General features: G+C 70.5%; 25 protein-coding genes, 1 tRNA gene and 1 other RNA gene. 17 read left to right on the top strand and 10 right to left on the bottom strand.

Annotation, left to right across the window (positions count from 1 at the left end; genetic code table 11):
* Nucleotides 1–4: 4 nt before the first annotated feature.
* Both IEX31_RS01345 and IEX31_RS01340 read right to left on the bottom strand, forming a co-directional pair.
* The gene (locus IEX31_RS01345; RefSeq protein ID WP_188741625.1) at nucleotides 5–2893 is read right to left on the bottom strand and encodes an MMPL family transporter; all 2889 of its coding nucleotides are present in this window, start codon (nucleotides 2891–2893) and stop codon (nucleotides 5–7) included.
* An 8-nt stretch (nucleotides 2894–2901) separates the two neighbouring features.
* Entirely contained in the window at nucleotides 2902–3507 is a 606-nt protein-coding gene (locus tag IEX31_RS01340; RefSeq protein WP_188741624.1) for a TetR/AcrR family transcriptional regulator, read from the bottom strand.
* A 110-nt stretch (nucleotides 3508–3617) separates the two neighbouring features.
* Here IEX31_RS01340 and IEX31_RS01335 point away from each other — a divergent pair, with 110 nt between their 5' ends.
* The 7 genes from IEX31_RS01335 to IEX31_RS01305 all read left to right on the top strand — a co-directional run bounded on the left by IEX31_RS01335 (nucleotide 3618) and on the right by IEX31_RS01305 (nucleotide 8064).
* Nucleotides 3618–3806: a hypothetical protein gene (locus IEX31_RS01335; RefSeq protein WP_188741623.1), complete on the top strand. Its 189-nt coding sequence runs from the start codon at nucleotides 3618–3620 to the stop codon at nucleotides 3804–3806.
* Nucleotides 3807–3988: 182 nt separating this feature from the next.
* Nucleotides 3989–4420, top strand: coding sequence for a hypothetical protein (locus tag IEX31_RS01330; protein ID WP_188741622.1), 432 nt, complete (start codon nucleotides 3989–3991; stop codon nucleotides 4418–4420).
* Between the two features lie 131 nt (nucleotides 4421–4551).
* A complete protein-coding gene (locus tag IEX31_RS01325) occupies nucleotides 4552–5208 on the top strand; it encodes a biotin transporter BioY (protein ID WP_188741621.1) in 657 nt (218 codons plus the stop codon).
* Complete coding sequence (locus IEX31_RS01320) at nucleotides 5205–5885, top strand: energy-coupling factor ABC transporter ATP-binding protein (RefSeq protein ID WP_188741620.1); 681 nt, start codon at nucleotides 5205–5207, stop codon at nucleotides 5883–5885. Before IEX31_RS01325 ends, IEX31_RS01320 begins: the two co-directional genes overlap by 4 nt.
* Nucleotides 5882–6475, top strand: coding sequence for an energy-coupling factor transporter transmembrane component T family protein (locus IEX31_RS01315; protein ID WP_188741619.1), 594 nt, complete (start codon nucleotides 5882–5884; stop codon nucleotides 6473–6475). Before IEX31_RS01320 ends, IEX31_RS01315 begins: the two co-directional genes overlap by 4 nt.
* A 45-nt stretch (nucleotides 6476–6520) precedes the next feature.
* Nucleotides 6521–7096, top strand: a complete 576-nt coding sequence (locus IEX31_RS01310; protein ID WP_188741618.1) for a GNAT family N-acetyltransferase — start codon at nucleotides 6521–6523, stop codon at nucleotides 7094–7096.
* Nucleotides 7097–7125: 29 nt separating this feature from the next.
* Nucleotides 7126–8064: a 5'-3' exonuclease gene (locus tag IEX31_RS01305; RefSeq protein WP_188741617.1), complete on the top strand. Its 939-nt coding sequence runs from the start codon at nucleotides 7126–7128 to the stop codon at nucleotides 8062–8064.
* Nucleotides 8065–8139: 75 nt separating this feature from the next.
* Here the strand turns inward: IEX31_RS01305 and IEX31_RS01300 are convergent, their stop codons facing one another.
* Together IEX31_RS01300 and IEX31_RS01295 are read right to left on the bottom strand one after the other, a co-directional pair.
* Entirely contained in the window at nucleotides 8140–11100 is a 2961-nt protein-coding gene (locus IEX31_RS01300; protein WP_188741616.1) for a metallophosphoesterase, read from the bottom strand.
* 188 nt (nucleotides 11101–11288) lie between these two features.
* A tRNA-Lys gene (locus tag IEX31_RS01295) sits at nucleotides 11289–11361 on the bottom strand.
* A gap of 116 nt (nucleotides 11362–11477) precedes the next feature.
* Here IEX31_RS01295 and IEX31_RS01290 point away from each other — a divergent pair.
* From IEX31_RS01290 to IEX31_RS01275, 4 genes are all read left to right on the top strand, one after another.
* A complete protein-coding gene (locus tag IEX31_RS01290; RefSeq protein ID WP_188741615.1) occupies nucleotides 11478–12380 on the top strand; it encodes an inositol monophosphatase family protein in 903 nt (300 codons plus the stop codon).
* 1 nt (nucleotide 12381) lies between these two features.
* Nucleotides 12382–13305 carry an LLM class F420-dependent oxidoreductase gene (locus tag IEX31_RS01285; RefSeq protein WP_188741614.1) on the top strand — a complete coding sequence of 308 codons (924 nt, stop codon included), beginning with the start codon at nucleotides 12382–12384 and terminating at the stop codon, nucleotides 13303–13305.
* A 96-nt stretch (nucleotides 13306–13401) separates the two neighbouring features.
* On the top strand, nucleotides 13402–13602 hold the full coding sequence (locus tag IEX31_RS01280; RefSeq protein ID WP_188741613.1) for a hypothetical protein: 201 nt from the start codon (nucleotides 13402–13404) through the stop codon (nucleotides 13600–13602).
* Between the two features lie 170 nt (nucleotides 13603–13772).
* Nucleotides 13773–14288 carry a septum formation family protein gene (locus tag IEX31_RS01275; RefSeq protein WP_188741612.1) on the top strand — a complete coding sequence of 172 codons (516 nt, stop codon included), beginning with the start codon at nucleotides 13773–13775 and terminating at the stop codon, nucleotides 14286–14288.
* Between the two features lie 34 nt (nucleotides 14289–14322).
* On the opposite strand, the gene mgrA is transcribed toward IEX31_RS01275, so the two are convergent.
* Together mgrA and ssrA are read right to left on the bottom strand one after the other, a co-directional pair.
* The gene (mgrA, locus tag IEX31_RS01270) at nucleotides 14323–15384 is read right to left on the bottom strand and encodes an L-glyceraldehyde 3-phosphate reductase (protein WP_188741611.1); all 1062 of its coding nucleotides are present in this window, start codon (nucleotides 15382–15384) and stop codon (nucleotides 14323–14325) included.
* Nucleotides 15385–15537: 153 nt separating this feature from the next.
* Nucleotides 15538–15907, bottom strand: a transfer-messenger RNA (tmRNA) gene (gene ssrA / locus IEX31_RS01265).
* Nucleotides 15908–16201: 294 nt separating this feature from the next.
* On the opposite strand from ssrA, the gene IEX31_RS01260 reads away from it, so the two are divergent.
* From IEX31_RS01260 to IEX31_RS01250, 3 genes are all read left to right on the top strand, one after another.
* Nucleotides 16202–18400 (top strand): glycoside hydrolase domain-containing protein, encoded by a 2199-nt coding sequence (locus tag IEX31_RS01260; RefSeq protein ID WP_188741610.1) that lies wholly within the window; start codon nucleotides 16202–16204, stop codon nucleotides 18398–18400.
* A gap of 92 nt (nucleotides 18401–18492) precedes the next feature.
* Entirely contained in the window at nucleotides 18493–19782 is a 1290-nt protein-coding gene (locus IEX31_RS01255; RefSeq protein ID WP_188741609.1) for a glycosyltransferase, read from the top strand.
* A gap of 119 nt (nucleotides 19783–19901) precedes the next feature.
* Complete coding sequence (locus IEX31_RS01250; RefSeq protein ID WP_188741608.1) at nucleotides 19902–20567, top strand: SIMPL domain-containing protein; 666 nt, start codon at nucleotides 19902–19904, stop codon at nucleotides 20565–20567.
* 7 nt (nucleotides 20568–20574) lie between these two features.
* Here IEX31_RS01250 and IEX31_RS01245 read toward each other — a convergent pair whose 3' ends face one another.
* Nucleotides 20575–21309: a tyrosine-protein phosphatase gene (locus IEX31_RS01245; RefSeq protein ID WP_188741607.1), complete on the bottom strand. Its 735-nt coding sequence runs from the start codon at nucleotides 21307–21309 to the stop codon at nucleotides 20575–20577.
* An 83-nt stretch (nucleotides 21310–21392) separates the two neighbouring features.
* Between IEX31_RS01245 and IEX31_RS01240 the strand changes: the two genes are divergently transcribed.
* Both IEX31_RS01240 and IEX31_RS01235 read left to right on the top strand, forming a co-directional pair.
* Nucleotides 21393–21881: a hypothetical protein gene (locus IEX31_RS01240; protein WP_188741606.1), complete on the top strand. Its 489-nt coding sequence runs from the start codon at nucleotides 21393–21395 to the stop codon at nucleotides 21879–21881.
* The gene (locus IEX31_RS01235) at nucleotides 21874–22182 is read left to right on the top strand and encodes a transcriptional regulator (protein WP_188741605.1); all 309 of its coding nucleotides are present in this window, start codon (nucleotides 21874–21876) and stop codon (nucleotides 22180–22182) included. Before IEX31_RS01240 ends, IEX31_RS01235 begins: the two co-directional genes overlap by 8 nt.
* A 1-nt stretch (nucleotide 22183) precedes the next feature.
* On the opposite strand, the gene smpB is transcribed toward IEX31_RS01235, so the two are convergent.
* From smpB to ftsE, 3 genes are all read right to left on the bottom strand, one after another.
* Nucleotides 22184–22660 (bottom strand): SsrA-binding protein SmpB, encoded by a 477-nt coding sequence (gene smpB / locus IEX31_RS01230; protein WP_188741604.1) that lies wholly within the window; start codon nucleotides 22658–22660, stop codon nucleotides 22184–22186.
* 116 nt (nucleotides 22661–22776) lie between these two features.
* A complete protein-coding gene (ftsX, locus tag IEX31_RS01225; RefSeq protein WP_188741603.1) occupies nucleotides 22777–23688 on the bottom strand; it encodes a permease-like cell division protein FtsX in 912 nt (303 codons plus the stop codon).
* Nucleotides 23685–25040, bottom strand: coding sequence for a cell division ATP-binding protein FtsE (gene ftsE, locus IEX31_RS01220; protein ID WP_188741602.1), 1356 nt, complete (start codon nucleotides 25038–25040; stop codon nucleotides 23685–23687). Before ftsE ends, ftsX begins: the two co-directional genes overlap by 4 nt.
* Before the next feature lie 149 nt (nucleotides 25041–25189).
* Here ftsE and IEX31_RS01215 point away from each other — a divergent pair, with 149 nt between their 5' ends.
* On the top strand, nucleotides 25190–25939 hold the full coding sequence (locus tag IEX31_RS01215) for a gamma-glutamyl-gamma-aminobutyrate hydrolase family protein (protein ID WP_188741601.1): 750 nt from the start codon (nucleotides 25190–25192) through the stop codon (nucleotides 25937–25939).
* Nucleotide 25940 lies beyond the last annotated feature (1 nt).

The following is a 25940-nucleotide window of genomic DNA, read 5'->3' as shown; positions in this document are numbered from 1 at the left end:
TTTCTCATCGGTTGACCTCCTGCAGGGACGAGACGGGTTCGATGATGCGGATGCCGCGTGCGGCGAGTTCGGGGGCGGTGCCGGGTTCCACGGCCGACGTGCCCAGCCCGACGATGATCGTGACCGACGCGGGGACGAGCCGGGCGAGCGCGCGCCAGAGCCCGACGCTCGCCGAGCCGGGGTCGTCGTCGAGATCGATCGACACGGCCTTCGGACGCTCGGCGAGCGCCGCCGAGACGGCGACGAGCGCGCGCGCCTCGGCGCCGAGCGAGGCCAGCGGGGTGTCCACCGAGAAGCGCGGACCGTCGGGTCCGTGGCCCGCCGCGTCGGCGGCGCGGGCGACCCACGAGCGCACGAGGCGGTTCGACGGGGCGACGCGGTACCACGGGCGGGTGGCGTCGACCCGGCGGGCGACGAGTTCGCCCACGCTCCCGCCGGTCGCGACATCCGTCGGCAGTTCGGCGATCGCGACGCCGCGCATGACGGAGCCCGACCCGGTGGGCAGCGGATGGCCGAGCACCGCGAGGCGGCCCGACACGGGTGCGAGGCGGCCGGCGAGGGTCGCGGCCACGACCCGGCGATCGACCGCGTCTCCGCGCACGACGAGCACGCCGCCGGCGGGCACGTCGACCGTGAGGGGGCCGATCGGCCGCTCGGGGAGGCCGAAGACGCCGTCGTCGATGTTGACCGCGGCCGGACGTGCGGCGGCCCACTCCTCCTGATCGAGGTGCGAGCGAAGCCCCTCGCCCTCGATGTCGACGTCGGGCAACCGCTTGTCGAGCCACTTCGGCAGCCACCAGGCCGCGCGCCCGGCGAGCGCCATGGCGGCGGGGACGAACGTCATGCGCACGAGGAAGGCGTCGAAGGCGACGCCGACGGCGAGCGCGAACGCGATGCCCTTGATGACGCCCGAACCCTCGGGCACGAAGGCGAAGAAGACGAAGAACATGATGAGCGCGGCGGCGGTCACGACGCGCGCGGCGTGCTGGAAGCCGTGCACGATCGAGCCGCGCGGCTCCCGCGTCTTCACGAACTCCTCGCGCATGCCCGAGACGAGGAAGACCTCGTAGTCCATGGCGAGTCCGAACAGCACCGCGAGCAGCAGGATCGGCAGGAAGCTCAGGATCGGGCCGGGCTGGACGTGCAGGAGGTCGGCGAACCACCCCCATTGGAAGATCGCGACGGTCGCCCCGATCGCGGCGAACGCCGAGAGCAGGAAGCCGAGCGCGGCCTTCACGGGCACGAAGATCGAACGGAATACGAGCAGCAGCAGCAGGATCGACAGCCCGACCACGATGAGCGCGAACGGCACGAGTGCGTCGTTCAGCCGGTTCGAGATGTCGATGGTCACGGCGGTGTAGCCCGTGACGGCGATGGGCGTGCCGTAGTCCGCCGCGATCTCGGGCGCGAGGTCGCGGATCTCCTCCACGACCGCCTTCGTCTCGGGCGAGTCGGGTGCGCTCTCGGGGATGACCTGGATGATCGCCGTGTCGGCGGTCTCGTTCGGCAGCCCCTCGCCCACGTACGCGATGCCGTCGAGCTCGGCGATGCGCGCCCCCACAGCGTCGAGGTCGTCGAAGATGTCGGTCGTCTGCGTGATGTCGACGGTGACGATGAGGGGGCCGTTGTAGCCCGGCCCGAAGCCGTTCTCGATCATCTCGTAGGCCTCGCGCTGCGTGGAGCCCTCGGGCTCGGACGCGCCGCTCGGGAGGTTCAGGTCGAGGCTGGCAGCGGGAATCGCCGCGGTGCCGAGCAGGCCGATGACGAGCACGACGAACACGACGGGCGCCTTCAGCACGAGGTCGACCCAGCGGCGGCCCATGGTGTGCCGGCCGCGGTCGTCGTCGGCGTTCGCGCGGCGGTGGGCGCGGCTGCCCGGCTTCGGGATGAGCCGCTTCCCGAGCACGCCGAGCAGCGCCGGCAGCAGCGTGACGGCGCCGAGCACCGCGACGAGCACCGCGAACGCCGCGGCGATGCCCATGACGCTGAGGAACGGGATGCCCACCACGAGGAGCCCGAGGAGCGCGATGATGACCGTCAGGCCCGCGAAGACGACGGCGCCACCGGCGGTGGCGACGGCCTCGGCGGCGCTCGCTTTCGGATCCTGTCCGCGCGCGAGCTGCGTGCGATGTCGCGACAGGATGAAGAGCGCGTAGTCGATGCCGACCGCGAGGCCGATCATCACGGCGAGCATCGGCGCCGTGCTCGACACCGTCGCGAAGGCCGCGACGAGCGAGATGCCGCCGAAGGTGGCGCCCACGCCGACGAGGGCGGTGAGCAGCGGCATCCCCGCGGAGAGCAGCGACCCGAACGTGATGAGCAGCACGACGCCGGCGAACAGCACGCCGAATACCTCGGTGATGGTGAGGCCGAAGGTCGTGTCCTGGAACACCTCTCCGCCGAACGCGACCGTGAGGCCGGCGTCGCGGCCGATGTCGCCCGTGGCAACCACCGCGTCGATCGATTCGTCGGTGACGCCCGTCGTGGGGGCGTCGAACTGCACCTGGACGTAGGCGGTGCGCGCGTCGCCCGAGACCTGGTCGCCCGCGTACTCGTCGAACGGCCCGAGCACGCTCGCGACGCCGTCGACCTGCTCGAGCTCGGCCTCCATCGCCGTGATCGCGTCGCGGTAGGACTCGGATTCGACGGATGCCCCGTCGGGCACTTCGACGACGGCCTTCGCCGAGGCGCCCGACGTCTGCGGGAACACGGCGGCGAGCTGGTCGATCGCATCCTGCGACTCTGTGCCCGGGATGGCGTAGGACTCCTGGAGCTGGCCGCCGAGCCCGATGCCGACGCCGAGGAGCGCGGCGAGGGCCACGGCCCAGGCGATGATGACGAGCCAGGCCCGCCGGAAGGCGAATCGTCCGATTCGGTGGAGGAACAGCGCCATGAGCGGCCTTATCGGGTCGGGCGGCCCTCGGCCGGGATGAGCAGTTCGGAGAGCACGGAGATGAGCGCGGCGCGCACGTCGGCGTCCTCGGCCTCGGCGCGCCGGCCCTCCTCGAGAAAGGTCGCGCCGGCGACGAGCGTGTAGGCCGCGCCGGCGAGCGCGACGCCGAATCGCATCTGCTCGCTGAGCGGGGCATCCGCTTCGCAGATCGAGTCGGCGAGGCCGCGGATGGCCGTGTTCGCCCGCTCGATCACGGGGGTGCCGCGCAGGGACTGGCCCTGGTTCACGAAGGTGTGCACCGCAAGCCGGTTGCCGAGGAGGAAGTCGACGAACCGCTGGATGAACTCCGCCCGTGCCTCGACGGACCGGCCGCTCGCGACGAAGTCGTCGAGGAGCTCCTCGAGGGCGTCGACCGCGGGACCGATGGCGGCCTCGAGGAGGGCCTCCTTGGACGAGTAGTGGTAGAGGACGCTCGACTTGGAGTAGCCGGCCTGGTCGGCGATGTGCTGCAGCGAGCTCGCGGCGAACCCGATGGTCGAGAACTGCTCGAGGGCGACCTGGCGGAGTCCATCGCTGGCGCGCACGCGTGACGGCGTTGGGGCGTCGGTGGGCATGCCATCGACCGTACTTGACCGATCGGTCAGCTCCTGACCGATCGGGCAGATACACGGTTGACTCACAGACGTGCTCACGGTCGCGGGAGGCGAACGGGTAGCGTTGCGGCATGCGCAAGTACCTCTTCAGTGGAGCAGTGCTCAGTTCGATCTTCGGGGGCATCGCGGTCATCCGGTCCACGATCGCCGGGCCGCGGGACTGGCGCCTCATCCTCATGTGGATCTCATGGGCAGCGAGCCTCGCCATCGCGATCGGCACCGTCGCCGACGAGTCGAAGCGCGCCGAGCTCACCGAGTAGCATCGTCGACGGAGCCCCCCTCCCCCCGCCTCGCTCCCCCCGCCTCGCCGGTTCCGAGCATTTCGTGCAAGCCGGCGAACGCGGCGTGTCAGCCGCGATCCGCGAGTCGAGGCCCGAGACTGAAGTAGACCGACCGCACGGCCCGAACCGTCCGGCCCGAACGCCACCGAGAGGGGTCACCGATGTTCCGCCGCTGGCGCAGAGCGAGGCTCGCAGCCCAGGCCTCCGCCCACGCCGCCGCCTCGGCGCCGCGCCCCACCGCGGCCGACCTGCGTGGCGAACACCTCTTCGAACTGCTGAACGCGAAGCTCGCCGAGTTCATCGGACCCGGCGGTTCCTGGTCGCTCGTGCGGCGCACCGAACAGGACACCGACCAGATCTTCCGCGCGATGCTCACGCACCAGATCGCCGCGGAGCTCACCCGCACGGTGCTCGACGAACGGGAGTCCGTCGCGGTCGTCGTGCCGGCCGAGAACGAGCCGCTCGCCCTCAGCTGGGTGCCCGCGCCGCTCGTCGTCTGGGCCGACCCCGTGGTCGTGGCCGAGACCGAGACGGATGCCGCGACGCTCCCGTCGATCGGCCAGTCGGCCGACCTCGAGGCCCGCGCCGCCTGAGCGGCCCGCGGCATCCGCGTTCCAAAATCCGCCGCCGATTCTTGTACGGCCGGATCGAGCAGCCGCTCCCCGGCATTCGTAGCGTGAGTTCACGAGCCGTTCGGCTCCACGCCACGAACCCAAGGGGAACGATGACCGTCGCCCAGACTCCAAGCGGCCGCACCGCCGTGCGCAGCTCGGCGCGCGACCTCGCGCAGATCGCCGTCTTCGCCGCGCTCATCGCGGCGCTCACGCTGCCCGGCACCATTCCGGTCGGCATCGGCGTGCCGATCACCCTCCAGACCCTCGGCGTCATGCTCGCCGGCGCCATCCTCGGCGCGCGGAAGGGCGCCCTCGCCGTGACCGTGTACGTCGCGCTGGGCCTCGCCGGCCTGCCGATCCTCGCGGGTGCCACGGGCGGGCTCGCCGTGCTCGTCGGCCCGACCGGCGGCTACCTGGTCGGTTTCATCCTCGGCGCCCTCGTGATCGGCTGGCTCGCCGAGCGGCTCACACCGCGGCTGCAGTTCTGGACTCTGCTCATCGCGACGTCCGTCGGCGGCATCCTCGCGGTCTACCTCGTCGGCATCCCGTGGCTCACCGCCGTGACCGGCATGCCGATTTGGGCGGCGATCGCCACCGGCAGCCTGCCGTTCCTCGTCGGGGACGCGATCAAGGCCGTCATCGCTGCGCTCGTCGCCGCCGGCGTGCACCGCGCCTGGCCCGGGCTCATCGCCGAGAAGTCATGGCCATGGCGCCGATCGCGCGCCGCCGCACCCTCGACCGAGACGGCCGCGACCGACATCGGATGAGCGAGATCGTCTTCGAGCAGGTCACGCATCGCTACGACGGCGAGGTGGTGCTGAGCGACGTCTCGCTGCGCCTCGCGGAGCGGCGCATCGGCGTGATCGGGGCGAACGGCTCAGGCAAGTCCACGCTGGCGCGACTCGTCAACGGACTCGTCGCTCCGACCGCCGGCCGCGTGCTCGTCGACGGGCTCGACGTCGCGCGCCATGGCCGCGAAGTGCGCCGCCGCGTCGGCTTCGTCTTCACCAACCCCGACAACCAGATCGTGATGCCCACGGTGCGAGAAGATGTCGCGTTCTCCCTGCGTCGGCTGCGGCTCGATGCAGCAGATGCCGCTGCGCGCGTCGATCGCGCGCTCGACCGGTTCGGCCTCGCCGAGCTCGCCGATCGCCCGGCTCACCGGCTCTCGGGCGGGCAGAAGCAGCTGCTGGCGCTCGCCGCGGTGCTCGTGGCGGAGCCCGCGATCGTCGTCGCCGACGAGCCGACCACGCTGCTCGATGCCCGCAACGCCCAACTCGTCGAACGGCACTTCGCGGAGCTCGACCAGCAGCTCGTGCTCGTCACGCATCGGCTCGAGTCCGTCGAGTCGTTCGACCGGGTGCTCGTGGTGGAGGGCGGTCGCATCGTGGCCGACGGCTCCCCCGCCGAGGCGGTCGGCGCGTACCGGAATCTCATCCGATGATCGGGTCGTACCGGCCCGGCACCTCGGCGCTGCACCGGCTCGGCGCAGGCGCCAAGCTCGTGGGGCTGGCGGCATCCGTCGTCGTGATCGCCCTGCTCCCTGAATGGTGGATGCTGCTGATCGCCCTCGTGCTCGCACTGCTGGGTTTCGCGGTGGCGGCCATTCCGCCACGCGACGTCGTGACGCAGCTCGTGCCTGTGCTCTGGATCCTCCTCGTCGCCGCCCCGCTCAACGCCCTGTTCTCGGGGTGGGAGTCGGCGGTCGAGATGTCGCTGCGCGTGACGGCCTGCGTCGCGCTCGCAGCGCTGGTGACCCTCACGACCCGCGTGTCGGCGATCCTCGACTCCGTGCGGGCGGGCCTGCGCCTGTTCGGTCGTCGCCTCGACCCCGAGCGCGTCGGCATCGTGCTGGCGATGACGATCCGAGCGGTGCCGCTCATGACCGAGATCGTCCGCGCGGTGCTCGAGGCCCGACGCGCGCGCGGCGTCGAGGGGTCGCTGCGTGCGGTGGCGGTGCCGGTCATGGTGCGGTCGCTGCAGACCGCCGACGCGATGGGCGAGGCGCTGGTGGCGAGGGGCTTCGACGACTGACGCGGCTCGCGTTTCGGCGCCGGGTGTCACTGCAACAATGGGACGGTGAACACCTCGTCCCGCCCGCCGCTCTCCGCGCTCGACGTCGGTGTCGAGCCGGCGGAATCCGCCGACGACCACGAGCGGGCCAGTGCGATCGCCGAACTCATCAACGTCGTGTACGACCAAGCCGAGGCCGGCCTGTGGACCGCCGGTGCCCGCCGCACGGACCCCGAGGAGGTCGCCGGGCTGATCCGCCACGCGGAACTCGTGACGGCGCGCGCCGATGGCCGCGTGGTGGGCGCCGTTCGGGTGCAGCGCCTCGACGACGGCCTCGCCGAATTCGGGATGCTGGCCGCGGATCCTGAGCGCCGTGGACTCGGCATCGGCCGCGCCCTCGTGGCCTTCGCCGAACGCTGGGCGGTCGAGCACGGACACTCGGACATGCAGCTCGAACTCCTTGTGCCGACGACGTGGACGCATCCGTCGAAGGAGTTCCTCCGCGAGTGGTACACCCGCATCGGATACTGCGAGGTGCGCACCGGCGAACTCGGCGAGCTCTACCCCGAGCTGGCGCCGCTGCTCGCCACGACGTGCGATCTGGTCGTGTATCGCAAGGGGCTCGGCGCCGCCGACCGGTGATCGTGGGCGGCACATGGCAGGATCGCGGTGTGACCGACCGCCTCATGTTGCTCGACACCGCCTCGCTCTACTTCCGCGCCTTCTACGGCGTGCCCGACTCGATCAGGCGTGCTGACGGCACCCCCGTCAACGCGGTGCGGGGCCTCGCCGATATCATCGCCCGGCTCGTGTCCGACTTCGAGCCGACTCACCTCGTTGCCTGCTGGGACGACGACTGGCGACCGCACTGGCGAGTCGAGTTGATACCGAGCTACAAGGCGCACCGCGTTGCCGAGCTCGTGCCGTGCGGGCCCGACGTCGAGGAGGTGCCCGCCGCGCTCGCGGCCCAGGTACCGATGATCCGCGAGTTGCTCACGGAACTCGACGTGACGGTGATCGGCAAGCCCGATCACGAGGCCGACGACGTCATCGGCAGTCTGGCCGCACAGGCCACCATGCCGATCGACGTCGTCACCGGCGATCGCGATCTCTTCCAGCTCATCGACGACGCACGTGCCGTGCGCGTCATCTACACCGCTCGCGGAATGAGCAGGCTCGAGGTCCTCACCGACGTCTCGGTCGTCGCGAAGTACGGCGTGCTGCCCGCGCAATACGCCGACTTCGCGGTGCTGCGCGGCGACGCGTCCGACGGCCTGCCCGGCGTCCCGGGCATCGGCGACAAGACCGCGGCGAGCCTGCTGCGGCAGTTCGTCGACCTCGACGGGCTCGTGGCCGCGGCATCCGACCCGACCGCACCTCTCTCAGCGGGAATGCGCGCGAAGATCATCGGAGCTGCCGACTACCTCGAGGTCTCGCCGACCGTCGTCGAAGTCGTGCGCGACCTCGACCTCGGCGAGTTCGCCGCCCGCATCCGGCCGCTCGACACCGCCCACCTCGCGGAGGTCGAACGCCTCGCCGCCGAGTGGAACCTCGGCGGTTCGGCGCAGCGCGTGCTGCGTGCGCTCGGCAACGACGTCGCCGCCACCTGACCCGCGGTCGTTCCCCGGCTTGCGTCGGTCTTGGGATGCCGCGTACCCCTCTCGATGTTCCTCAACGTATGGCGTCTACTTCTTGCCGACTCCGACGGTGATCGGCGTCTCGGCCGTCGACGCGACATTCCAGCCGTCGCTGACCTCGATGTAGTACTGCAGCTCAGGCGACTCCAGGAATGCCTGGGCGATCTCGGCCGTGAGACGGTCGCCGTCGATCGACATGTCGACCGAGACGTAGTGTTCGTCCGGTGCGGTCCGGTAGTACAGCCGGCCCCACGCGATGCGGAGGTTGTCGATCGCCTCTGCGCTGATGACGGCGTTCGACTTCTTGTCGACATCGGACTGCGAGATGACGCCGATCACCGGCGGCTCGCCGTCGAGGTTGTACTGCTGAGGATCGACGAGCCCGGGCCTCCGGGCGCCGAACGTCTGGAACACGTCCATCGTGGTGCCCGAGGCCGGGACCTTGAACCGCGCCGCGCCCGCCTCGCTCGCCTCCGCGGTCGACCACCGGAGGGTGCTCAGCACGGTGCCGGCCTTGTCGCGAAGGGTGGTGCCTCCGCTCCGGGCCCACCCGTCCTTGCCCTGCACGATGTAGACGGGCACCTCTGCAGGCACACTGTAGGTGCGGCGGAAATCGTCGATCGTGAGGCGGTCGGCATCGCCCCATTCCGGGTGGGGGCTGCGCTTCGCCCACAGGACGGCCGCAGATCGCGCCGGAAGCACCACCCCCGTGGTGTTCGTCCCGTCCGTGGTCACGGTGAGCGGCGTGCTGTCGTAGAGCAGGTCGTACGTCGCGTTCAGGTCGATGGCCTCGTCGGAGCTGTTGTAGAGCTCGACGTACTCGAACAGGTGATTGCCGCCCGCCTGCGGGTACTGCACCGACCGGTTGAGGTCGGTCGGGTTGACGGCGCTCACGAAGACCGGCATCGCCGGCGATGGCGTACCCAGCTGCGGGATCACGGTCGGGATCACCGGCAGGCCGGTCGCCCAGCTCGCGACATCAGCGAAGTCCTGCGCGATCTCCTCGCCGGGGAGGGCGAGGTTCTTGAGGTTCAGGTACGCGACGCTGCCGTTCAGGGGGTAGTACATGGCGAGGGCGTCGGCATAGGGTGTGGCGCCGATCGAGAACGGGATCTCGTTCGTCTGGCCCAGCACGGCAGCGCCCTGGCTGCCGCTGCGCGCCACCTCGGTGCCGTTGAGGTAGGCGCGAAGGATGTCGCCGTCGTAGGTCATGACGGCTCGGTAGTGGCTGCCGGGCTCGATCTGGCCGAGGTACAGGTCCTTCGCACGCCCACCGACGAAGGTGCGCCCCACGAGCTCGTTGTGCCCGTCGACGAAGAGGCCGATGCCGGTCGTGTTGGAGTTGCTCGCGATCACCTGGCCCACCGGCACGGTCGCGTGCACCTTGAACACCACATCGAGCGTGTACCGGTTGGCGATCTCGGCGTGCTGGCGCTCGGTCAGGTCGAAGGTGATGGTGTTGTAGCGCCCGTCGGTGGTGAACGCCTGCCTGCCGATCGTCGAGTCCTCGGCGATGCGAACGGTTCGGAACGGCTCTGCCGGGGTCTTGTAGGCCGAGCGGTCGTCGGGCTTGCCGTTCGCGAAGTCGACGAGCAACACGTCTTCGGCTTCCGTCTCGGCCGGCGGAGTCTGGATGGTCGTCGTGAGCGGAGCGCTGGCCTTGCCGAACGATTCCGTCGCGACGACGGCCAGGGCATATTCCCGGCCGGGGGTGAGCCCGGAGATGGTCCACTGATGCCGTTTCGCCTGCTCGTCGAAGTCGAGGTAGAAGTCCGACGGCTTGCTCAGCGTGGCGGCTATCGCGCCGGTCGGCGGATCGGTCGCCGTCAGGGCGTACGAGTACACGAAGTCCGCTGCCGTCGCCGCGTCGAACTCGACGGTCGCGTGATGCGGTTGCACGTCGACCACCCTGAGCTTCGCGTTGCCGGAGAAGGACGGCGCCACGCTCTGCTGGGCGCGCTCGTCGGTGTAGACGAAGGTGCTCGGATCACCGAATGGGGCTCGGATCACCCAATCCTGCTTGATCGGATGCGAGTTGTGGAAGTCGCGGCGTTCGATCTCGACCTGTTCGGGCCGGATGTCGACGACCAGGCCGTTCGCCGCATCGAAGCGATCGGGCACTTCGGCGAACGAGCCCTCGAGGCCGCTGAGATACCAGAGCGCGCCCGTGTTCACCGAGGTGAAGTCCCGTTGGTGGATGGCGCGTTCGTCGGCGAGTGGCGAGTGGGTGTGCCCCGCGAACACGATGGCCTGCGGGTACTTCGCGAGCACGGGCCCCAGTGCCGCCGGGCTGTTCGCGCTGCGAAGTGTCGTGTTCCGCACCGGCTGGTGCACGAACACGAAGATCGGCTTGTCGGGATCTGCTGCCTCCGCGGTGGCGAGCTGCGCCTCCAGCCACTGCGTCGAGTGTTCACGGAAATCTCCCGCGGGTATGCCGCTCTCCGTGGTGAGGCCGATGAACGTGTACCCGCCGACGTTGATCACGTTGTCGACCGAATCCGAGCCGTTGTTGACCACGGCGTTCATCGCACCCCGGTTCACCTGCTCGACGAACAGCCGGCGCACCTCGTCGACCGACCAGTCGCCCTCGTACTCGGGGCGGAACTCGTGGTTTCCCCCCGTCGCGAGCACGGCCGGAGCCGAGCCGGGCTCGGCGAAGACCTCGTTGAAGACGCGTGTGAACCGCTCGTACTCACCTTCGAGCCCGTTGTCGACGAGGTCGCCGTTGAGGACGAGCAGATCGACATCGCGTTCCTGGTAGAAGTGGAGGGCGTTTCGAAGGTGCTCCTCGCGCAGCCGATTGTCGACCGCGCCGCCCTCCGGGGCCTCTTCGTCGACACCGAAGTGCAGGTCGCTGATCACGCCCACCTCGAGCCCCTCGGCAGATGCGGTCTGCGAAGGAGCCGCCAGCGCAGCGGTCTGCCCTGCGAGCGGAGCCGATGCGAGCGCCAAGCCGAGAGCGGCAACCGTCGCAATCGACCGAGTGATGCGGTAGACGTGGAACGACATGTTGATCCCCCCGGCGAGTACCTGAATTCGACGAGGAGGCTATTCCGGTCGCGTCACGTCGGACTGGAGCGGGCATGAAATGCCCGCAGCCAACGGGTGAACGGGCGCTGTCAGGTGCGCCGTCCATTGCCGAACGCGCGGCGTGAAATGAAGAGGCCCCGAACCTGGCGAGAGGTTCGGGGCCGCAGTGCACCCCCAGGGACTTGAACCCTGAACCCACTGATTAAGAGTCAGTTGCTCTGCCGATTGAGCTAGAGGTGCATGGTTCGGGATGTCTCGACGAGCCCGAACCGAAAGATCACATTATCAGGCGAGAGGCTGCGAGCGCCAATCGGAGTGCGGCCGGGCGCGTCAGGCGCGTCGGTAGGCTGGGTCGAGTGACCGCCGCCCCTGACGAACACCTCACCCCAGACCTCACCGACGACCTCAGGCTCGCCCTCGAGCTCGCCGATCGCGCCGACGCCGTCTCGCTCGCCCGCTTCCGCGCGGTCGACCTCGACGTGCAGACGAAGCCCGACCGCACACCTGTGACCGAAGCCGATCTCGCGGTCGAGCGCGCCATCCGCGACCGGCTCGCCGCGGCGCGCCCCGGCGACGGCATCCTCGGCGAGGAGTTCGGCACCGAGGGCGACTCCGCACGGCAGTGGATCATCGACCCCATCGACGGCACCGCGAACTTCCTCCGCGGCATCCCCGTCTGGGGCACCCTCATCGCGCTCGCGATCGACGGCGTGCCGGTCGTCGGCGTCGCGACCTCCCCCGCCATGGGCCGACGGTGGTGGGCCGCCCGCGGCATGGGCGCGTGGACAATCGAGTCGGCCGCCGAGGCGGGCGCACGTGTCGACGCACCCGACGAGACGGCAACGGACGAAGGGCGGGCGGATGCGGCATCCGCTCGCTTCCCCGGCGCCCGGCGCCTGCGCGTGTCGGTCGTCGAGCGACTGGCGGACGCCTCGCTCAGCTTCCAGAGCCTCGCCCAGTGGCGGCAGGCCGGCTACCTCGACCGCCTGCTCGCGCTCGGCGACCGGGTGTGGCGGGACCGTGCCTACGGCGACCTGTGGTCGTACATGCTGCTCGCCGAGGGGCTCATCGACATCACGGGCGAGTTCGACGTGAAGCCATACGACCTGGCCGCGCTCGTGCCCATCGTCGAGGAGGCCGGCGGCCGGCTCACGTCGATCACGGGTGAGCCCGGTCCGTGGCACGGCAGTTCGCTCGCCACGAACGGCCGACTGCACGACGCGGTGCTCGCCGTGCTGGCCGAGGGCCGGGAGGTCTGACATGGAACTCTGCATCTTCACCGAGCCGCAGCAGGGCGCGAGCTACGACGACCAGCTCGCGCAGGCCGCCGCGACCGAGCGCCTGGGCTTCGACGGCTGGTTCCGTTCCGACCACTTCCTGCGCATGGGCTCAGGCGACCCGCTTCCGGGACCGACGGATGCCTGGACCACGCTTGCGGGCCTGGCCCGCGAGACCCGTCGCATCCGGCTGGGCACGCTGGTCTCCTCGGCGACGTTCCGGCACCCGTCGATCCTCGCCGTCCAGGTCGCGCAGGTCGACGCCATGTCGGGCGGGCGCGTCGAGCTCGGGCTCGGCACGGGCTGGTTCGCCGCAGAGCACACGGCCTACGGCATCCCGTTCCCCGAGAAGCGGTTCGGCATGCTCGAGGAACAGCTCGACGTCATCACGGGACTCTGGTCGACGCCCGTCGGCGGCACCTTCGGCTTCGCGGGCGAGCACTACACGCTCGCGGGCTCCCCCGCCCTGCCGAAGCCCGTTCAGGAGCGCGTGCCCGTGATCATCGGCGGCGCCGGTCCGCGCCGCACGCCCGCGATCGCCGCACGCCACGCGACCGAGTTCAACATCGGCTTCCGTTCCGAAGAGGTCATCGTGCGGGCCTTCGACGGCGTGCGCCGGGCCTGTGAGGAGGCGGGCCGCGACCCGGCGACGCTGCGCCGATCCGTCGCGCTGCCCACCGTCGTCGCCACCGACGACACCGACTACCTTCGACGGCTCGAGGCCATCGGCGCCGATGTCGACACGTTCGCCGACGTGAACATCGCCGGGACCCCGGATGCCGCCATCGACAGGCTCCTCCGCCTGCGCGAACTCGGGGCCGATCGCGTCTACCTGCAGCTGGTCGACCTGCGCGACCTCGAGCACCTGGAGCTTCTCGCCGCGGAGGTGCTTCCCCACCTGCACTAGGGGTCGCGCCGGGGCCGACTTCGGGGTTATCTTGCTCACAAGAGGGGGCGGGGCTCTCAGGGGGAAGAGTCGGCGATGCAACGCAGACGGACTCGGGTGCCGGACCAGCACGACGCGCTGGGCCCGGAGGACGACCCGTACCTCGCGTACCTGATCTGGCGCGAGGAACGGGACGCCGCGGCGCGCTCCGAGCAGCCGTCGGAGGATGAGCAGGCGATCGCCGAGCCCGGGCGTCGATCGTGGGTGCGGCGCCTGGCCGTCTGGCGCCGCACGGACTCGGACGAACACGACCGCTGAGCGCATGGGCAGGCCCGGCTGGGCGCAAGGGAGCCCATGGGGACTTCCATCCCATCGCGCGGAGTGGGTGGCCGCCGATAGGCTGGCGCCGCCGCGCTCCCACGGACCCCTTCCACTGCCCGGCGACGCGGCATCCGCTCACCCCCGCCCTCGCCCCGAAAGGCCGCCGCATGACCGCTCGCCGCTCCCTCGTCCGCACCCTCATCGCCGCCGCGGCCCTGACCGTGGCGCTCCCCCTCACCGGCTGCAGCGCGGTGCTCGACCTGCTGCCGATCGGCGCGCCGCAGCCCGAACGCGACGAGACCACGCGGGAGATCGTGGAGGAGGGCGACGCCGATGTCTTCGCGCTTCGTGTCGGCGACTGCATGAACATGGTCGAGGAGGAGGTCGTGAGCGAGGTGCCCGTGGTGCCGTGCGGTGAGCCGCACGACGAGGAGGTGTACTTCGACTTCACGCTCGACGACGGCGACTACCCCGGCGACGACGCGGTGCTCGAGGCATCCGATTCCGGATGCCTCGGCGAGTTCGAGCCGTTCGTGGGCCTCGCCTACGAGTCGTCGATGCTGGACTTCTACGGCTACCGCCCGACCGCCGAGGGCTGGGCCGCCGGCGACCGCACCGTGTCGTGCGTGATCTGGGACCCGGCCGGCCCGGTCTCGGGCTCGCTCGCCGGCGCGGCGTACTGACGCGGCCGTGACCGGCGCCCGTCGCGGCCGCCGGTCACGGAGACGGGCGCAGCACCGGCAGCCCCCCACCGTGCCGGGCATCGGCCCAGAGGTCGATGCCGGCGTCGCCTGCGAACCGGTCGATCTCGGCCAGCTCCTCGGCCGTGAAGTCCAGGTGCTCGAGCGCGGCCACGTTCTCCTCGAGCTGACCGACGCGGCTCGCACCGATGACGAGGCTCGTGACCCGCTCGTCGCGGAGCGCCCACGCGAGCGCCAGCTGTGCGAGCGACTGGCCGCGCCGCTCGGCGAGCGCCGCGAGGGCCCGCAGGCGATCGAGGTTCTCCTCGCTCAGCATCCCGCGGTCGAGCGAGCCGTCGGTCGCCGCGCGCGAGCCTTCGGGGATGCCGCCCAGGTACTTGTCGGTGAGCATGCCCTGTGCGAGCGGCGTGAAGCCGATGACGCCGAACCCGAGTTCGCCCGCCGCGTCGAGCAGCCCCTCGGTCTCGATCCACCGGTTCAGCATCGAGTACGAGGGCTGGTGGATGAGGAGCGGCGTACCGAGCTCGGCGAGCATGGCCGCGATCGTCCGGCTGGCCTCGGCACTGTACGACGAGATGCCGACGTGGAGCGCCCTGCCCGAGCGCACCGCATGGTCGAGCGCGGCGGCGGTCTCGTCGAGCGGCGTCTCGGGGTCGGGCCGGTGCGAGTAGAAGATGTCGACCGAGTCGAGCCCGAGCCGGGCGAGCGAACGGTCGAGCGACGAGAGCAGGTACTTCCTGCAGCCGCCCACGCCGTAGGGACCCGGCCACATGTCCCACCCGGCCTTGGTCGAGAGCACGAGCTCGTCGCGGTGGGGCCGGAGGTCGGTCGCGAGCAGTCGGCCGAAGTTCTGCTCGGCGGCCCCATACGGCGGGCCGTAGTTGTTGGCCAGGTCGAAGTGCGTGATGCCGAGATCGAATGCGCGGCGCACGATCGCGCGCTGCGAATCGAGCGGCCGGTCGTCGCCGAAGTTCTGCCAGAGGCCGAGGGAGATCAGCGGGAGCTTCAAGCCCGATCGCCCGGTGCGGCGATAGGACATGCGGTCGTAGCGGTCGGGTGCGGCGAGGTACGTCGACATCGCTCCATCATGCACCCAGCAGCGGGACACCGGTCCGCGACCGGCGGCGGGCCGTGAGCGCACGAGAGGGGCGGCCCGAACCAGACCGCCCCTCTCGGGACCGCAACATGCGACAACGGCCAGGCCGCCGGAGGCGTTGCTCCGGCCGGCACCGTGTGGAGATGGGGGGAATTGAACCCCCGTCCATCGCTGTGATTCCACGCCTTCTCCGGGCGCATCCTGTGCAAGCGTTCTGCTCGGCCCCGACCTTTGCCACAGGCACCCAAGTCGACAGGCCCAGCCTGAAGAAAGTCCCGCACGACGCTCAGGCGACGACGTGCAGCAAGTTCCCTAGATGACGCCAGCGACCGGGGCGGGAACAGACCCGGGCTGACGGACTATCGGGCTCGCTTAGGCAGCGAGGGCGAAGTCAGACTGCTTCTTTTCGGCAGTTATTGGTTTGCAGGGAGCGTTCACGAGATAACCCTGCATCCTCGGCCCGCTTCTCGTGGGTTCGCAGACGATGTCGAAACCGATCATCCCCGTGTGTCGCCTGACCGGTTCCAAGACCGGTTCGGCGGGCCGTTGTCGCACGCTGTGGAGTTTCCAACCCGCCGTGCCCGAAGGTTCGGCGGCCTTTCAGGATACAACAGGCGACCGCGCGTCGCCATTCCCCGACGACGGGATGCCGCAGCCGATCCCTCGGCAATCGTTCATCAGCCGGTAACCCACGGGAGGTCGCGAGCACATATCGTCCCGGCATGGACATTTTCGCCCGTGCCGTCCGCAGTGCGCGAACATGCCTGCAACACGGCGCCCGGCGCCATCCGGGAGCCGCATGATCGGCCGTGTCGATCCGTTCATCGGCACCGAGATCACCGACCTTCCATCCCCCACCGGCATCGCCGCCACGTGGTGGTGGCCGAAGCCGCAGGTGGGCAACACTCATCCTGGGGCGACGTATCCGCTCGGGATGGTGTCGGCGTGCGCGTACTCGGGCGCGTATCCCACCGGCTACGGGCGATACGACCTCAGCACGGAGGGGGTGCCGACCACGATCCACGACGACGACGTGGCATCCGGGTTCACGCACTTCCAGCAGTCGGGCACCGGCGCGATCCGCAAGTACTACAACTACTTCCGCGTGACGCCGATGCTCGAGCCCCTCGACGTGCTCGGTCGCACGTGGGAGATCCTCGACGAGGCGGCGGAGCCGGGCTACTACGCCGCGACGCTGGGCTCCGGCATCCGCGCAGAACTCACCGTCGGGCCGAAGAGCGCCGTGCACCGGTACACCCTCCCGCGCAATCCGAACGCGCGCATCGTGATCGACTTCTCGCTCGGCGGGCTCGCGATCCCCCATGGCGAGACGATCCCGCTGAGAGCGAAGCTCGAGTCGATCGGACCGGGCATCGCACAGGGCGAGATCGTCGTCGAGGGCGCGCCGCTCGCCGTCTACATCGAGTGCGACGCGAAGTCGTGGCGCCAGATGCTCTGGTACGACCGTCGGCTCATGCCGGGCGGCACACGACTCGCGTTCGACCACATCCGACCGACCACGCTGCGCCCGTTCGGCATGATGTGGGCCGGGCCGAGCGAACCCGGCCAGACCATCGAGGTGCGCATCGGCTTCTCGCTGCGTGGCGTGGAGCAGGCGCGTGAGAACCTGCGGCGCGACTGCGGCGTCGGACCCGCTCGATTCCCCCACCGGCGCGACCGAACGAAGAAGGCCTGGCGACGTCACCTGAAGACGATCACGGTCGACGCGCCGACCGCCGACCGGGAGACCGTGTTCTCGACGGCGCTGTACCACTCGCTCATCAAGCCGTGCCTCGCACCGGAGGAGAGCCCGTTCTGGCCGTCCGAGGGGCCGTTCGTGTTCGACCTCAGCACGATGTGGGACATCTACCGCACGCAGCTCCCGCTCATCACCGCGTTGCTGCCCGAGAAGGCGGTGGAGCTCGGCACCGCACTCCTCACGATCTGCGAGGAGGAGGGCAACTTCCCGATCGGGTATCGGATGGCGCGGGGCAGCGACCGTTTCTCGAGGCAGGGCTCCGCGCTCGCGCAGACGTTCCTCGCCGACCTCTGCCAGCTCGGCCTGCCCGGCCTGGACTGGGAATGGGCCCTCGTGCACATGCACACCGACCTGCGCCGAACATACGGCGAGGACTTCCTCCTGCGCGGAGTCGCACATCCGATCAGCCACACGCTCGACCTCGCCCACGGCTACTGGTGCACCGCGAAGGTCGCCCAGCGCGTCGGCGACCGGGCGCTCGTCGACGAGTTCACGACGCTCGCCGCCCGCTGGGTGAACGCGTTCGACGACACCACCGGCCTGTTGCTCGACTCGACGTTCTACGAGGGGAGCAGGTACAACTACTCGTTTCGCCTGCTCCACGACATGCGCAACCGGATCGGACTGGCCGGCGGCGACGACGCCTTCGTGCGGATGCTCGACGCGTTCTTCGGCTTCGGTGCCGAGCCGGTGCGCCAGCCCGGCGTGCGGCCCGGTGTGGAGGAGCTCGCGAACGGCTACGCGCTCGGGCGCTTCGAAGGACTCAACAACGAGCCCGACATGGAGGCGCCGTGGGCCTACCAGTACGCCGGCCGACCCGACCGCACCGCCGAGGTGGTCCACGCCGCCGTGCACCAGCAGTTCGGCACCGGGCGCGGCGGCCTGCCCGGCAACGACGACTCCGGCGGCCTGAGCTCCTGGTACGTCTGGGCCTCGCTCGGGTTGTTCCCGGTCGCGGGCCAGAACCTGTTCCTCCTCAATGCACCGTCCTTCGCCGAAGCGGAGCTGCGCCTCGGCGAGGGCGAACTGCGCATCGAGACCACGGGCTTCGTCGAACCCCGTCGCGACGGTCCGCCGCAGTACGTTCAGTCCATGGCGTTCAACGGGGACCGGCTCGACCGCACCTGGCTGCGGGGCGACGAGCTCCACCGCGGTGGCCGATTACTCGTCGAGCTCGGTCCCGAACCGAGCGGATGGGGCCGAAGCGCCCGCCCACCGTCGGCGTCCGACGCCGACTGACCGACTCGCCGACCGCGAGCCGGCGCCGCGACCCGAACGGCGCCCGCCCGCACGCCACGACCGCACGCCCGCATCGAACGAAGGACGCGCCCATGAACACCAAGCCCCGCAACCGCCTCGTCATCGTCAACCGCGCCGATCCCGTGATCTGCGGCCACTCCGTCGAGGGGCGCAATCTCGCCGAAGCGGCGCTCGAACGGGGCTTCGACGAAGTGCGCATCATCACGTGGCCGATCGAACGACTCGAGGCCACCGGCCTCCCGCTGAAGCCGCTCGACCGGATGCTCCCATACAGTCCCGGCATCTTCGTCGAGCGTCCCGAGCCCGTCGGCGACTACAAGGTGCCCGATGGCCGCTACGTCGCGGGCATCACCGGTCGGCTCGTCGAGCTGTTCACCGACGGCGTGCCGACCGTGTGCCTCTCGCTCTACCTGAGCCCCCACACGGTCGCGGTCACCGACGCGGTGCGGGCCGCCTGGAGCACCGGGCTCCCGGTGCGGGTCACCACGATCGCCGAGGCCGTGGGGTCGGATATCACGAACGTCGTGCGTTCGTCCGTCAACGAGGGTCGCTTCGGCGCGGCGGCGCACATCCTCTCCAGCTACCTCGCGCAGGACCACTGCGTCGCCGTCTCGGAGTACACGCGCGAACTCATCATCGCCTCGGCGGCCGAGATCGACGCGTGCCACGGCACGCACTTCGCCGAGCAGTGCCGTGACCGCATCCGCATCTCCTACCCCGCCATCGACACGTCGCAGTACCTCGACCTCGATCCCGACCTCGTCGACGGCGTGCTCGCCGCCCGTGGGCTCGAGCGCGACGGCTACGTGCTGTTCCTCTCGCGCCTGACGACGGCGAAGGGGATCGACGACCTCATTGCGGGGTTCGAGCGCACCCCTGCCAACATGCGCCTGCACCTCGTGATCGCGGGGCGTGGATCCGAGGCCGGCGCATTGCGGGCACGTGCCGACGCGTCTTCGATCTCCGATCGCATCGTCTTCCTCGACGACGTCGACGATGCGGAGAAGCCCTACCTGATGGCCGGATGCGCCGCCTACGTGCTGCCCAGCAAGCCGCGTCCCGAGTTCGTCGAGACGTTCGGCATCGCCCTCGCCGAGCAGATGCTCGCGGGCGGCGGCGCCGTGATCACGACGGAGACGGGCGGCATCCGGGAGGCCGTCGGAGAGCACGCCACCATCGTGCCCGTCGACGACCCCGATGCGATCGCGACGGCCATCGACGAGGCGCTCGCACTGCCGCCCGAGGAGCGCGCCGCTCGCGCCGCGCGCGCCCGCGCCCACGCGCTGCAGTTCGACCGCGGTGCGGTGTTCGACCGGCTCTTCGCCGGCGCGGGGGCGCTGCCCGCGCGGGCGCCCGCTTGAGCACGAGCGCCACCGACGTCGGCCGTGCCGGCCGGACTCGGTCGTATGCTGGGGGCGACCGCACGGACGCGACCGCGAGCGCGCGACCCAGCATCGTCCGCACGCAGAGGGGGCCACGCATGCCGACCACGATCGCCGTCACCGGCCGTGCCGAGGAACGCATCGCTCCCGAGCTCGGCGCGGTCGCCCTCTCGATCGGCGCGCAGGGCGCCGTTCGCGACCACGTGGTGGGCAGCACCACGGCCGCGCACGACCGCGTGCTCGCCCAGGTGCGTGAGCTCGAGGCATCCGGTGTCCTCGACACCTGGTCGGCCGGCCAGCTTCGCGTGTGGTCGTACCGGCCTTGGAACAGCGAGGGCAAGCAACTGCCGCTCGTGCACCAGGCGAGCGCCGAGGTCGAGGTGGTGTTCACCGACCTCGCACGACTCGGCGAGTGGGTCGGCGACGCGGCCGGGGCGGCTGAGGTCGCCATCGGCGGCATCGAGTGGCGGTTGACGGATGCCACCCGCCGACGTGTGCGGGAGGCGGCGCAGCGGGCAGCCGTCGCCGACGCGCTCGCGAAGGCGCGGGTCTACGCGTCGGCCCTGGGTCTCGGCGATCCCACGCCCGTCGAGCTCGCCGATCACGGCATGCTGAGTGCGCAGCCGATGCCCGGTGCGCCGAAGACGATGATGATGCGCACGGCAGCCGACCTTGGCGGCGGATCGCAGGGCACGGAGTTCGCCCCCGCAGAGATCGTGATCGAGGCATCCGTCGATGCCCGCTTCACGGCGGAAGCGGCCTGACCACTCTTCAGTCGGTGATGAGCAGGCCCTCGAGGGCGGCGAGCTCGTGCAGGGCGAGCCCGGCCGCGAGCAGGTACTCGCGGGTCGACCCGTGCGTGCGCTCGACCGTGTAGAGCATCCCTTCGATGGCCTCGGGCGGGCTCCCGCCCATGAGCACACGCAACTCGGGGGTGTCGGGAATGCCATTCTCGCCGATGAGCGCGACCATCTGCTCGAGCCATTCGCCGGCGAGGTTCGCCTCGGTGCGCGCGTAGTCCTCGATGACGGCGTCGCGGTGCACGCCCACGGCGCTGAGGGCGAGGGCGACGACGACCCCCGTGCGGTCCTTGCCTGCCGTGCAGTGCACCACGACCGATCGCTCGCTGGCGCCGGCGATCTCCCGGAGCGCACCGACGACGACTGAGGTGTGCTGCGTCACGATGCGGTGGTAGAGCGCGTCGAGCGAGATGCCGCGCGCACCCTGCGAAGCGCCCGACCCCTCGAAGACCGGCAGGCGCAGCACCTCAACGTCGAGGCCGTCGAGGTCGTCGGGCATGACCGCCGCCTCGTTCTCGTCGCGGAGATCGATCACCCTGCCGACGCCGAGCCGCCGGAGCTGGGCGCGGCCCTCGTTGCCGAGCCGGTGCAGCCCGTCGGAGCGGAAGAGGACCCCCTCGCGCACCCGCCCGCCGACCGCCGGAAGCCCGCCGACGTCGCGGAAGTTGTACGTGCCGGGGATCGGGATGCGCGTCGAGGTCTCCATCGCGATGAGCCTACTCGCGCAGCTTCAGGAATCCTCCGAGCGTTGACTTTCTACACAGGAAAGTACTTGCTATGCTGGCGAGCATGAGCGACCACGACGACCACTCCCCTATCGACGACTCCCCCGTCGATCGCGACGCCATCGACCGCGACGCGGCCGGGGCGCAGCTTCACGAAGCCCGTGCCGCAACCCGCCGGGTCGCCGTCGAGGGCTCCGCCTCGGCGTCCGCGTGGCTCACCGGGCTCGCCGCGGCATCCGCTGTGTATCTCGCCGCGCTCGGGTGGTTCGCACGCACCGACGAAGCCGAGGTGCTCGGCGTCTCGCTGGCCTTCGCGGCCGTGCTGGGCGTGCTCGCCGTCGTGCACCTCCGGCGCGTCCGCGCGTCGAGCCTCGGCTTCTCGCGACGTTTCGGCACCGCCATGGGCGCGTGGGGCGCGTGCTTCGCGGCGTCCCTCGGCGCGGGGCTCCTGATCTTCCCCGGATCCGTGGCGTTCTTCGCCGTCGCCGGAGCGATCACGGCCGTGCCGCCGCTCTGGGGGTCGCTGCGCGAGCTGGTGGTGGTCCGTGGCTGATCGGCCGGATGCCCCGCACCCGCGCCACCGGCTCGACCCGTTGCTGCAGCGTCCGGTGCCGTTCTCGATCGCCGCGCTCCTCGCCGCGGCCGACGAGGCCGAGTTCGCCTTCGTCCGCGATGCGGTGGAGTTGAGCGACTCGGCACTCAGCAAGCAGGCCGCCGCCCTCGAGGCGGCCGGCTACGTCACCGTGCGCAAGGGCTACCTCGGCAGGGTTCCCCGCACCTGGCTGTCGATGACGTCGAAGGGGCGGGCGGCCTTCGCCGTGCACCTCGACGTGCTGCGCGAGATCGCCGGCTGACCTAGTCGCCCAGGTTGCGCCGGGTCGCGATCGCCCGCGCGGCCTCGCGCTTGTCCTGCCGCTCGCGCAGCGCCTGCCGCTTGTCGTACTCGCGCTTGCCCTTCGCGACCGCGATCTCGACCTTGGCCCGCCCTTCGCTGAAGTAGATCGAGAGCGGGACGAGCGTGTAGCCGCCCTCCTTGGTCTTGTGGCTGATCTTCACGATCTCCTGCTTGTGCAGCAGGAGCTTGCGCTTGCGTCGCGGCGCGTGGTTGTTCCACGTGCCTTCGGTGTACTCGGGGATGTGCACCGAGTCGAGCCACATCTCGCCACCGTCGATGAACGCGTAGCCGTCGACGAGCGACGCGCGGCCCTCTCGGAGCGACTTCACCTCGGTGCCGGTGAGCACGATGCCCGCCTCGTACGTGTCCTCGATCGTGTAGTCGTGCCGCGCCTTGCGGTTGGTCGCGACGACCTTCTGACCGCGTTCCCTGGGCACGGTTCACTCCTCGGTTCGATGACGGATCCGTCCGGCGCATCCGGAGGCAGCCGTTCAGTCTAGCCGACCACGGTGATCGACGAGGCACGCCGACGCGGATCGAGCCTCGGTCGCACCTAGACCTTGAGGTACCTCGTGATCGCGATGCCCGCCGAGGCGGCCGCGAGCAGCACGCCCACGAGGATGAGCAGCGGCACCACGATGAGCGCGTCGCCCAGGTCGACGAACGTGAACGAGAGCGTGTCGGAGAGGTAGCCCTGCACGAAGAACTGCACGATCGCGATCACCGCGCCGCCCGCGAGCAACGATCCGAGGAGCCCGGCGAACACGCCCTCGAGCACGAACGGCGTCTGGATGAACCGGTTGGAGGCGCCCACGAGCCGCATGATGCCGAGCTCGCGCCGTCGCGAGAACGCCGAGAGCCGGATGGTCGTCGCGATGAGCAGTGCCGCCGCGACGAGCATGATCGCCGCGATGGCGATGGCCGTGTAGCTCGCCGCGTTGAGCACGTCGAAGATCTGGTCGAGGTATCGACGCTGGTCGACGACCTGCTCGACGCCCGCGAGCCCCGCGAGGCTCTCGGCGAGCACGGCCGCCTGCGACGGATCGACGAGGTTCACCCAGAACGTCTCGTTGAGCACCTCGGGCGTCACGTAGTCGGCGGCGGGCGTGCCCTCGAACTGCTCCTGGAAGTTCTCGTAGGCCTGCTGGTGGTCCTCGAAGTAGAACTCGTCGATGAACGGCGCGAGTGTGTCCGAGGCGAGCTGCGACTCGACGGCGGCCTTCTGCTCCTCGGTAGCCTCGCCGTCGATGCACCCCGCGGCCGTCGACACCGACGTGCAGAGGTACACCGCGACCTGGGCCCGGTCGTACCAGTAGTTCTTCATCTGCGCGATCTGCAGTTGCATGAGCGCCGCCGTGCCGACGAACGTCAGGGAGATGAACGTGACGAGCACGACCGACACGACCATCGAGGCGTTGCGGCGCAGGCCGTTCGCGGCCTCGGACAGCACGAGCCCGAGCCTCATCTCGTCGGCCCCACTTCCTGGTCGTCGTCGCCCGCGCGCGGTCCGCCCGGGGCACGCAGTCCGAGTCGCTCTGCGAGCGTCAGGTGCTCGGATGCCGCGGATTCGGGCGCGCCGGGGGCGGTCGCATCGGATCCGGCTTCGGGCTCTCCATCGGGGACCGTCACCACGCCGGTGGCGGCCGCGGTGATCGCCGCCGCGGCATCCGTCACCTCGTCGCGTTCCTCGGGCTCGACGTAGAGCGGCTGCTTCTCGTCCATGACCTTCCTGCCGACCTTCGGCGCCGCCCGCGTGATGGGCGCGCGCGCGGCTGCCGTGCTCGGCGTGCCCTCGGTGGCCGCGCCGTCGGGGGCGGCGGCGGGCTTCGCGGGCTTGGCGGGCTTCGCGGCCTTCGCCGTCGTCGAGGACTTCGCCGTCGTCGAGGACTTCACGGTCGTCGAGGACTTCGCGGTCGTGGACGTCTTCGCGGTCGAGGTCTTCGCCGTCGTCGCGGCCGTCGCGGCCTTCGTCGGCCCGGGCGCCCTCGCCCTCGCCTTCGCCGTCGTGCCGGATGCCGCGGCCGCGGCCTGCGCGGACGACCCACCCAGCACCGCGGCGACCGCGTCGGCGTCGGCGTCGGTCGCCGCCGCGGGCTCCGCGATCTCTGGGGTCTCGGCCTGCTCCTCGGCGACGCCGGCCCCGTAGCCGGCGGCGCGTTCGTCGCGCACGACCTCGCCTGCGGAGAGCTCGATGACGCGTCGCTGCATCTGGTCGACGATGCCGGCCTCGTGCGTCGCCATGACGACCGTCGTGCCGCCCGCGTTGATGCGTTCGAGGAGCGTCATGATGCCGGCGCTGGTCACCGGATCGAGGTTGCCCGTCGGCTCGTCGGCGAGGAGGATCTGCGGCTTGTTCACGATCGCGCGGGCGATGGCGACGCGCTGCTGTTCGCCACCGGAGAGCTCATGCGGCATCCGCTTGCCCTTGCCGTCGAGCCCGACGAGCTTCAGCGTCGCGGGCACGGCCGAATGGATGAATCCGCGTGACTTGCCGATGACCCGGAGCGTGAACGCGACGTTCTCGAAGACGTTCTTGTTCGGCAGCAGCCGGAAGTCCTGGAACACGACGCCGAGGTCGCGCCGGAAGTAGGGCACCTTGCGGCTCGAGATCGTGCCGAGGTCCTGCCCGAGCACGTGGATCCTGCCCTTCGTGGGCTTCTCCTCCTTGAGGATGAGCCGGAGGAAGCTCGACTTGCCGGAGCCGGAGGCGCCGACGAGGAAGACGAATTCACCGCGCAGGACCTCCACCCCGATGTCGTTCAGGGCGGGCCTCGACTGGCCGGCGTAGGTCTTGGTGACGGAGTCGAATCGGATCATGTCGGATCGAGCCTAAGCAGCATGGCGGGAAACGGCACCCACGACTCGCCAAACTCCCAACTTGGGAGACCCGCCCACATCCCGCAGGCGCCGCGCTGCACTTCCGTGAGTAGGTTGGAACGTGAGACGAACACGACACGGGAGACGTGATGACCGTTCCGACCATCGGGATCGTGGCCGACCGCAAGGCGGCCAGTTCGGGAGCGTGGGTCGACATCCCCACCGACGGGATCCCCCATGCCTACGTCGCGGCGATCGAGGAGGCGGGCGGCGCACCGCTCCTGTTCCCCAGCCTCGAGGTGCACCTGGGCGAACCGGGGCGGCTCCTGGACCTCGTCGACGGCCTGTTCCTGCCGGGCGGCCGAGACCTGGACGCGACGCTCTACGGCAGCGAGGCGCATCCGACGAACGACGCCCCGCTGCGGGTGCGCGACGAGCTCGAGATCGCCCTCACGCAGCTCGCGCGCGAACGCGGCATGCCCGTGCTCGGCGCCTGCCGCGGGATGCAGGTGATCAACGTGGCCCTCGGCGGCACCCTCGAGCAGCACCTGGGCGACCGGCTCGACCTCACGCCGCACCGCGCGGAGTACGGCATGCACACGTCGCATCCCGTGGCGATCGAGCCGGACACGCTGCTCAGCAGCATCACGCACGAGCTCGAGTTCGACATCTCGTCGCATCACCACCAGGGCGTCGACCGGCTGGGCGAGGGACTCGTCGCCGCCGCGACCGCACCCGACGGCGTCGTCGAGGCCATCGAGGCGACCGAGGGGGCCTTCTGCCTCGGGGTGCAGTGGCATCCCGAGGAGCGCCTCGACCCCGAGGGCATCGCCCTCATCCGCGCGTTCGTCGCCGCGGCGGGCTCGAAGACCCTCGCGAAGTTCGCGATCAGGTCCTGAG

Origin of the sequence: Agromyces bauzanensis, from assembly GCF_014645655.1 — a bacterium.
Taxonomy (GTDB): Bacteria; Actinomycetota; Actinomycetes; order Actinomycetales; family Microbacteriaceae; genus Agromyces; species Agromyces bauzanensis.
Note: the sequence above shows the minus strand (reverse complement) of the source record. Positions and strands in the feature narration are given on the sequence as shown.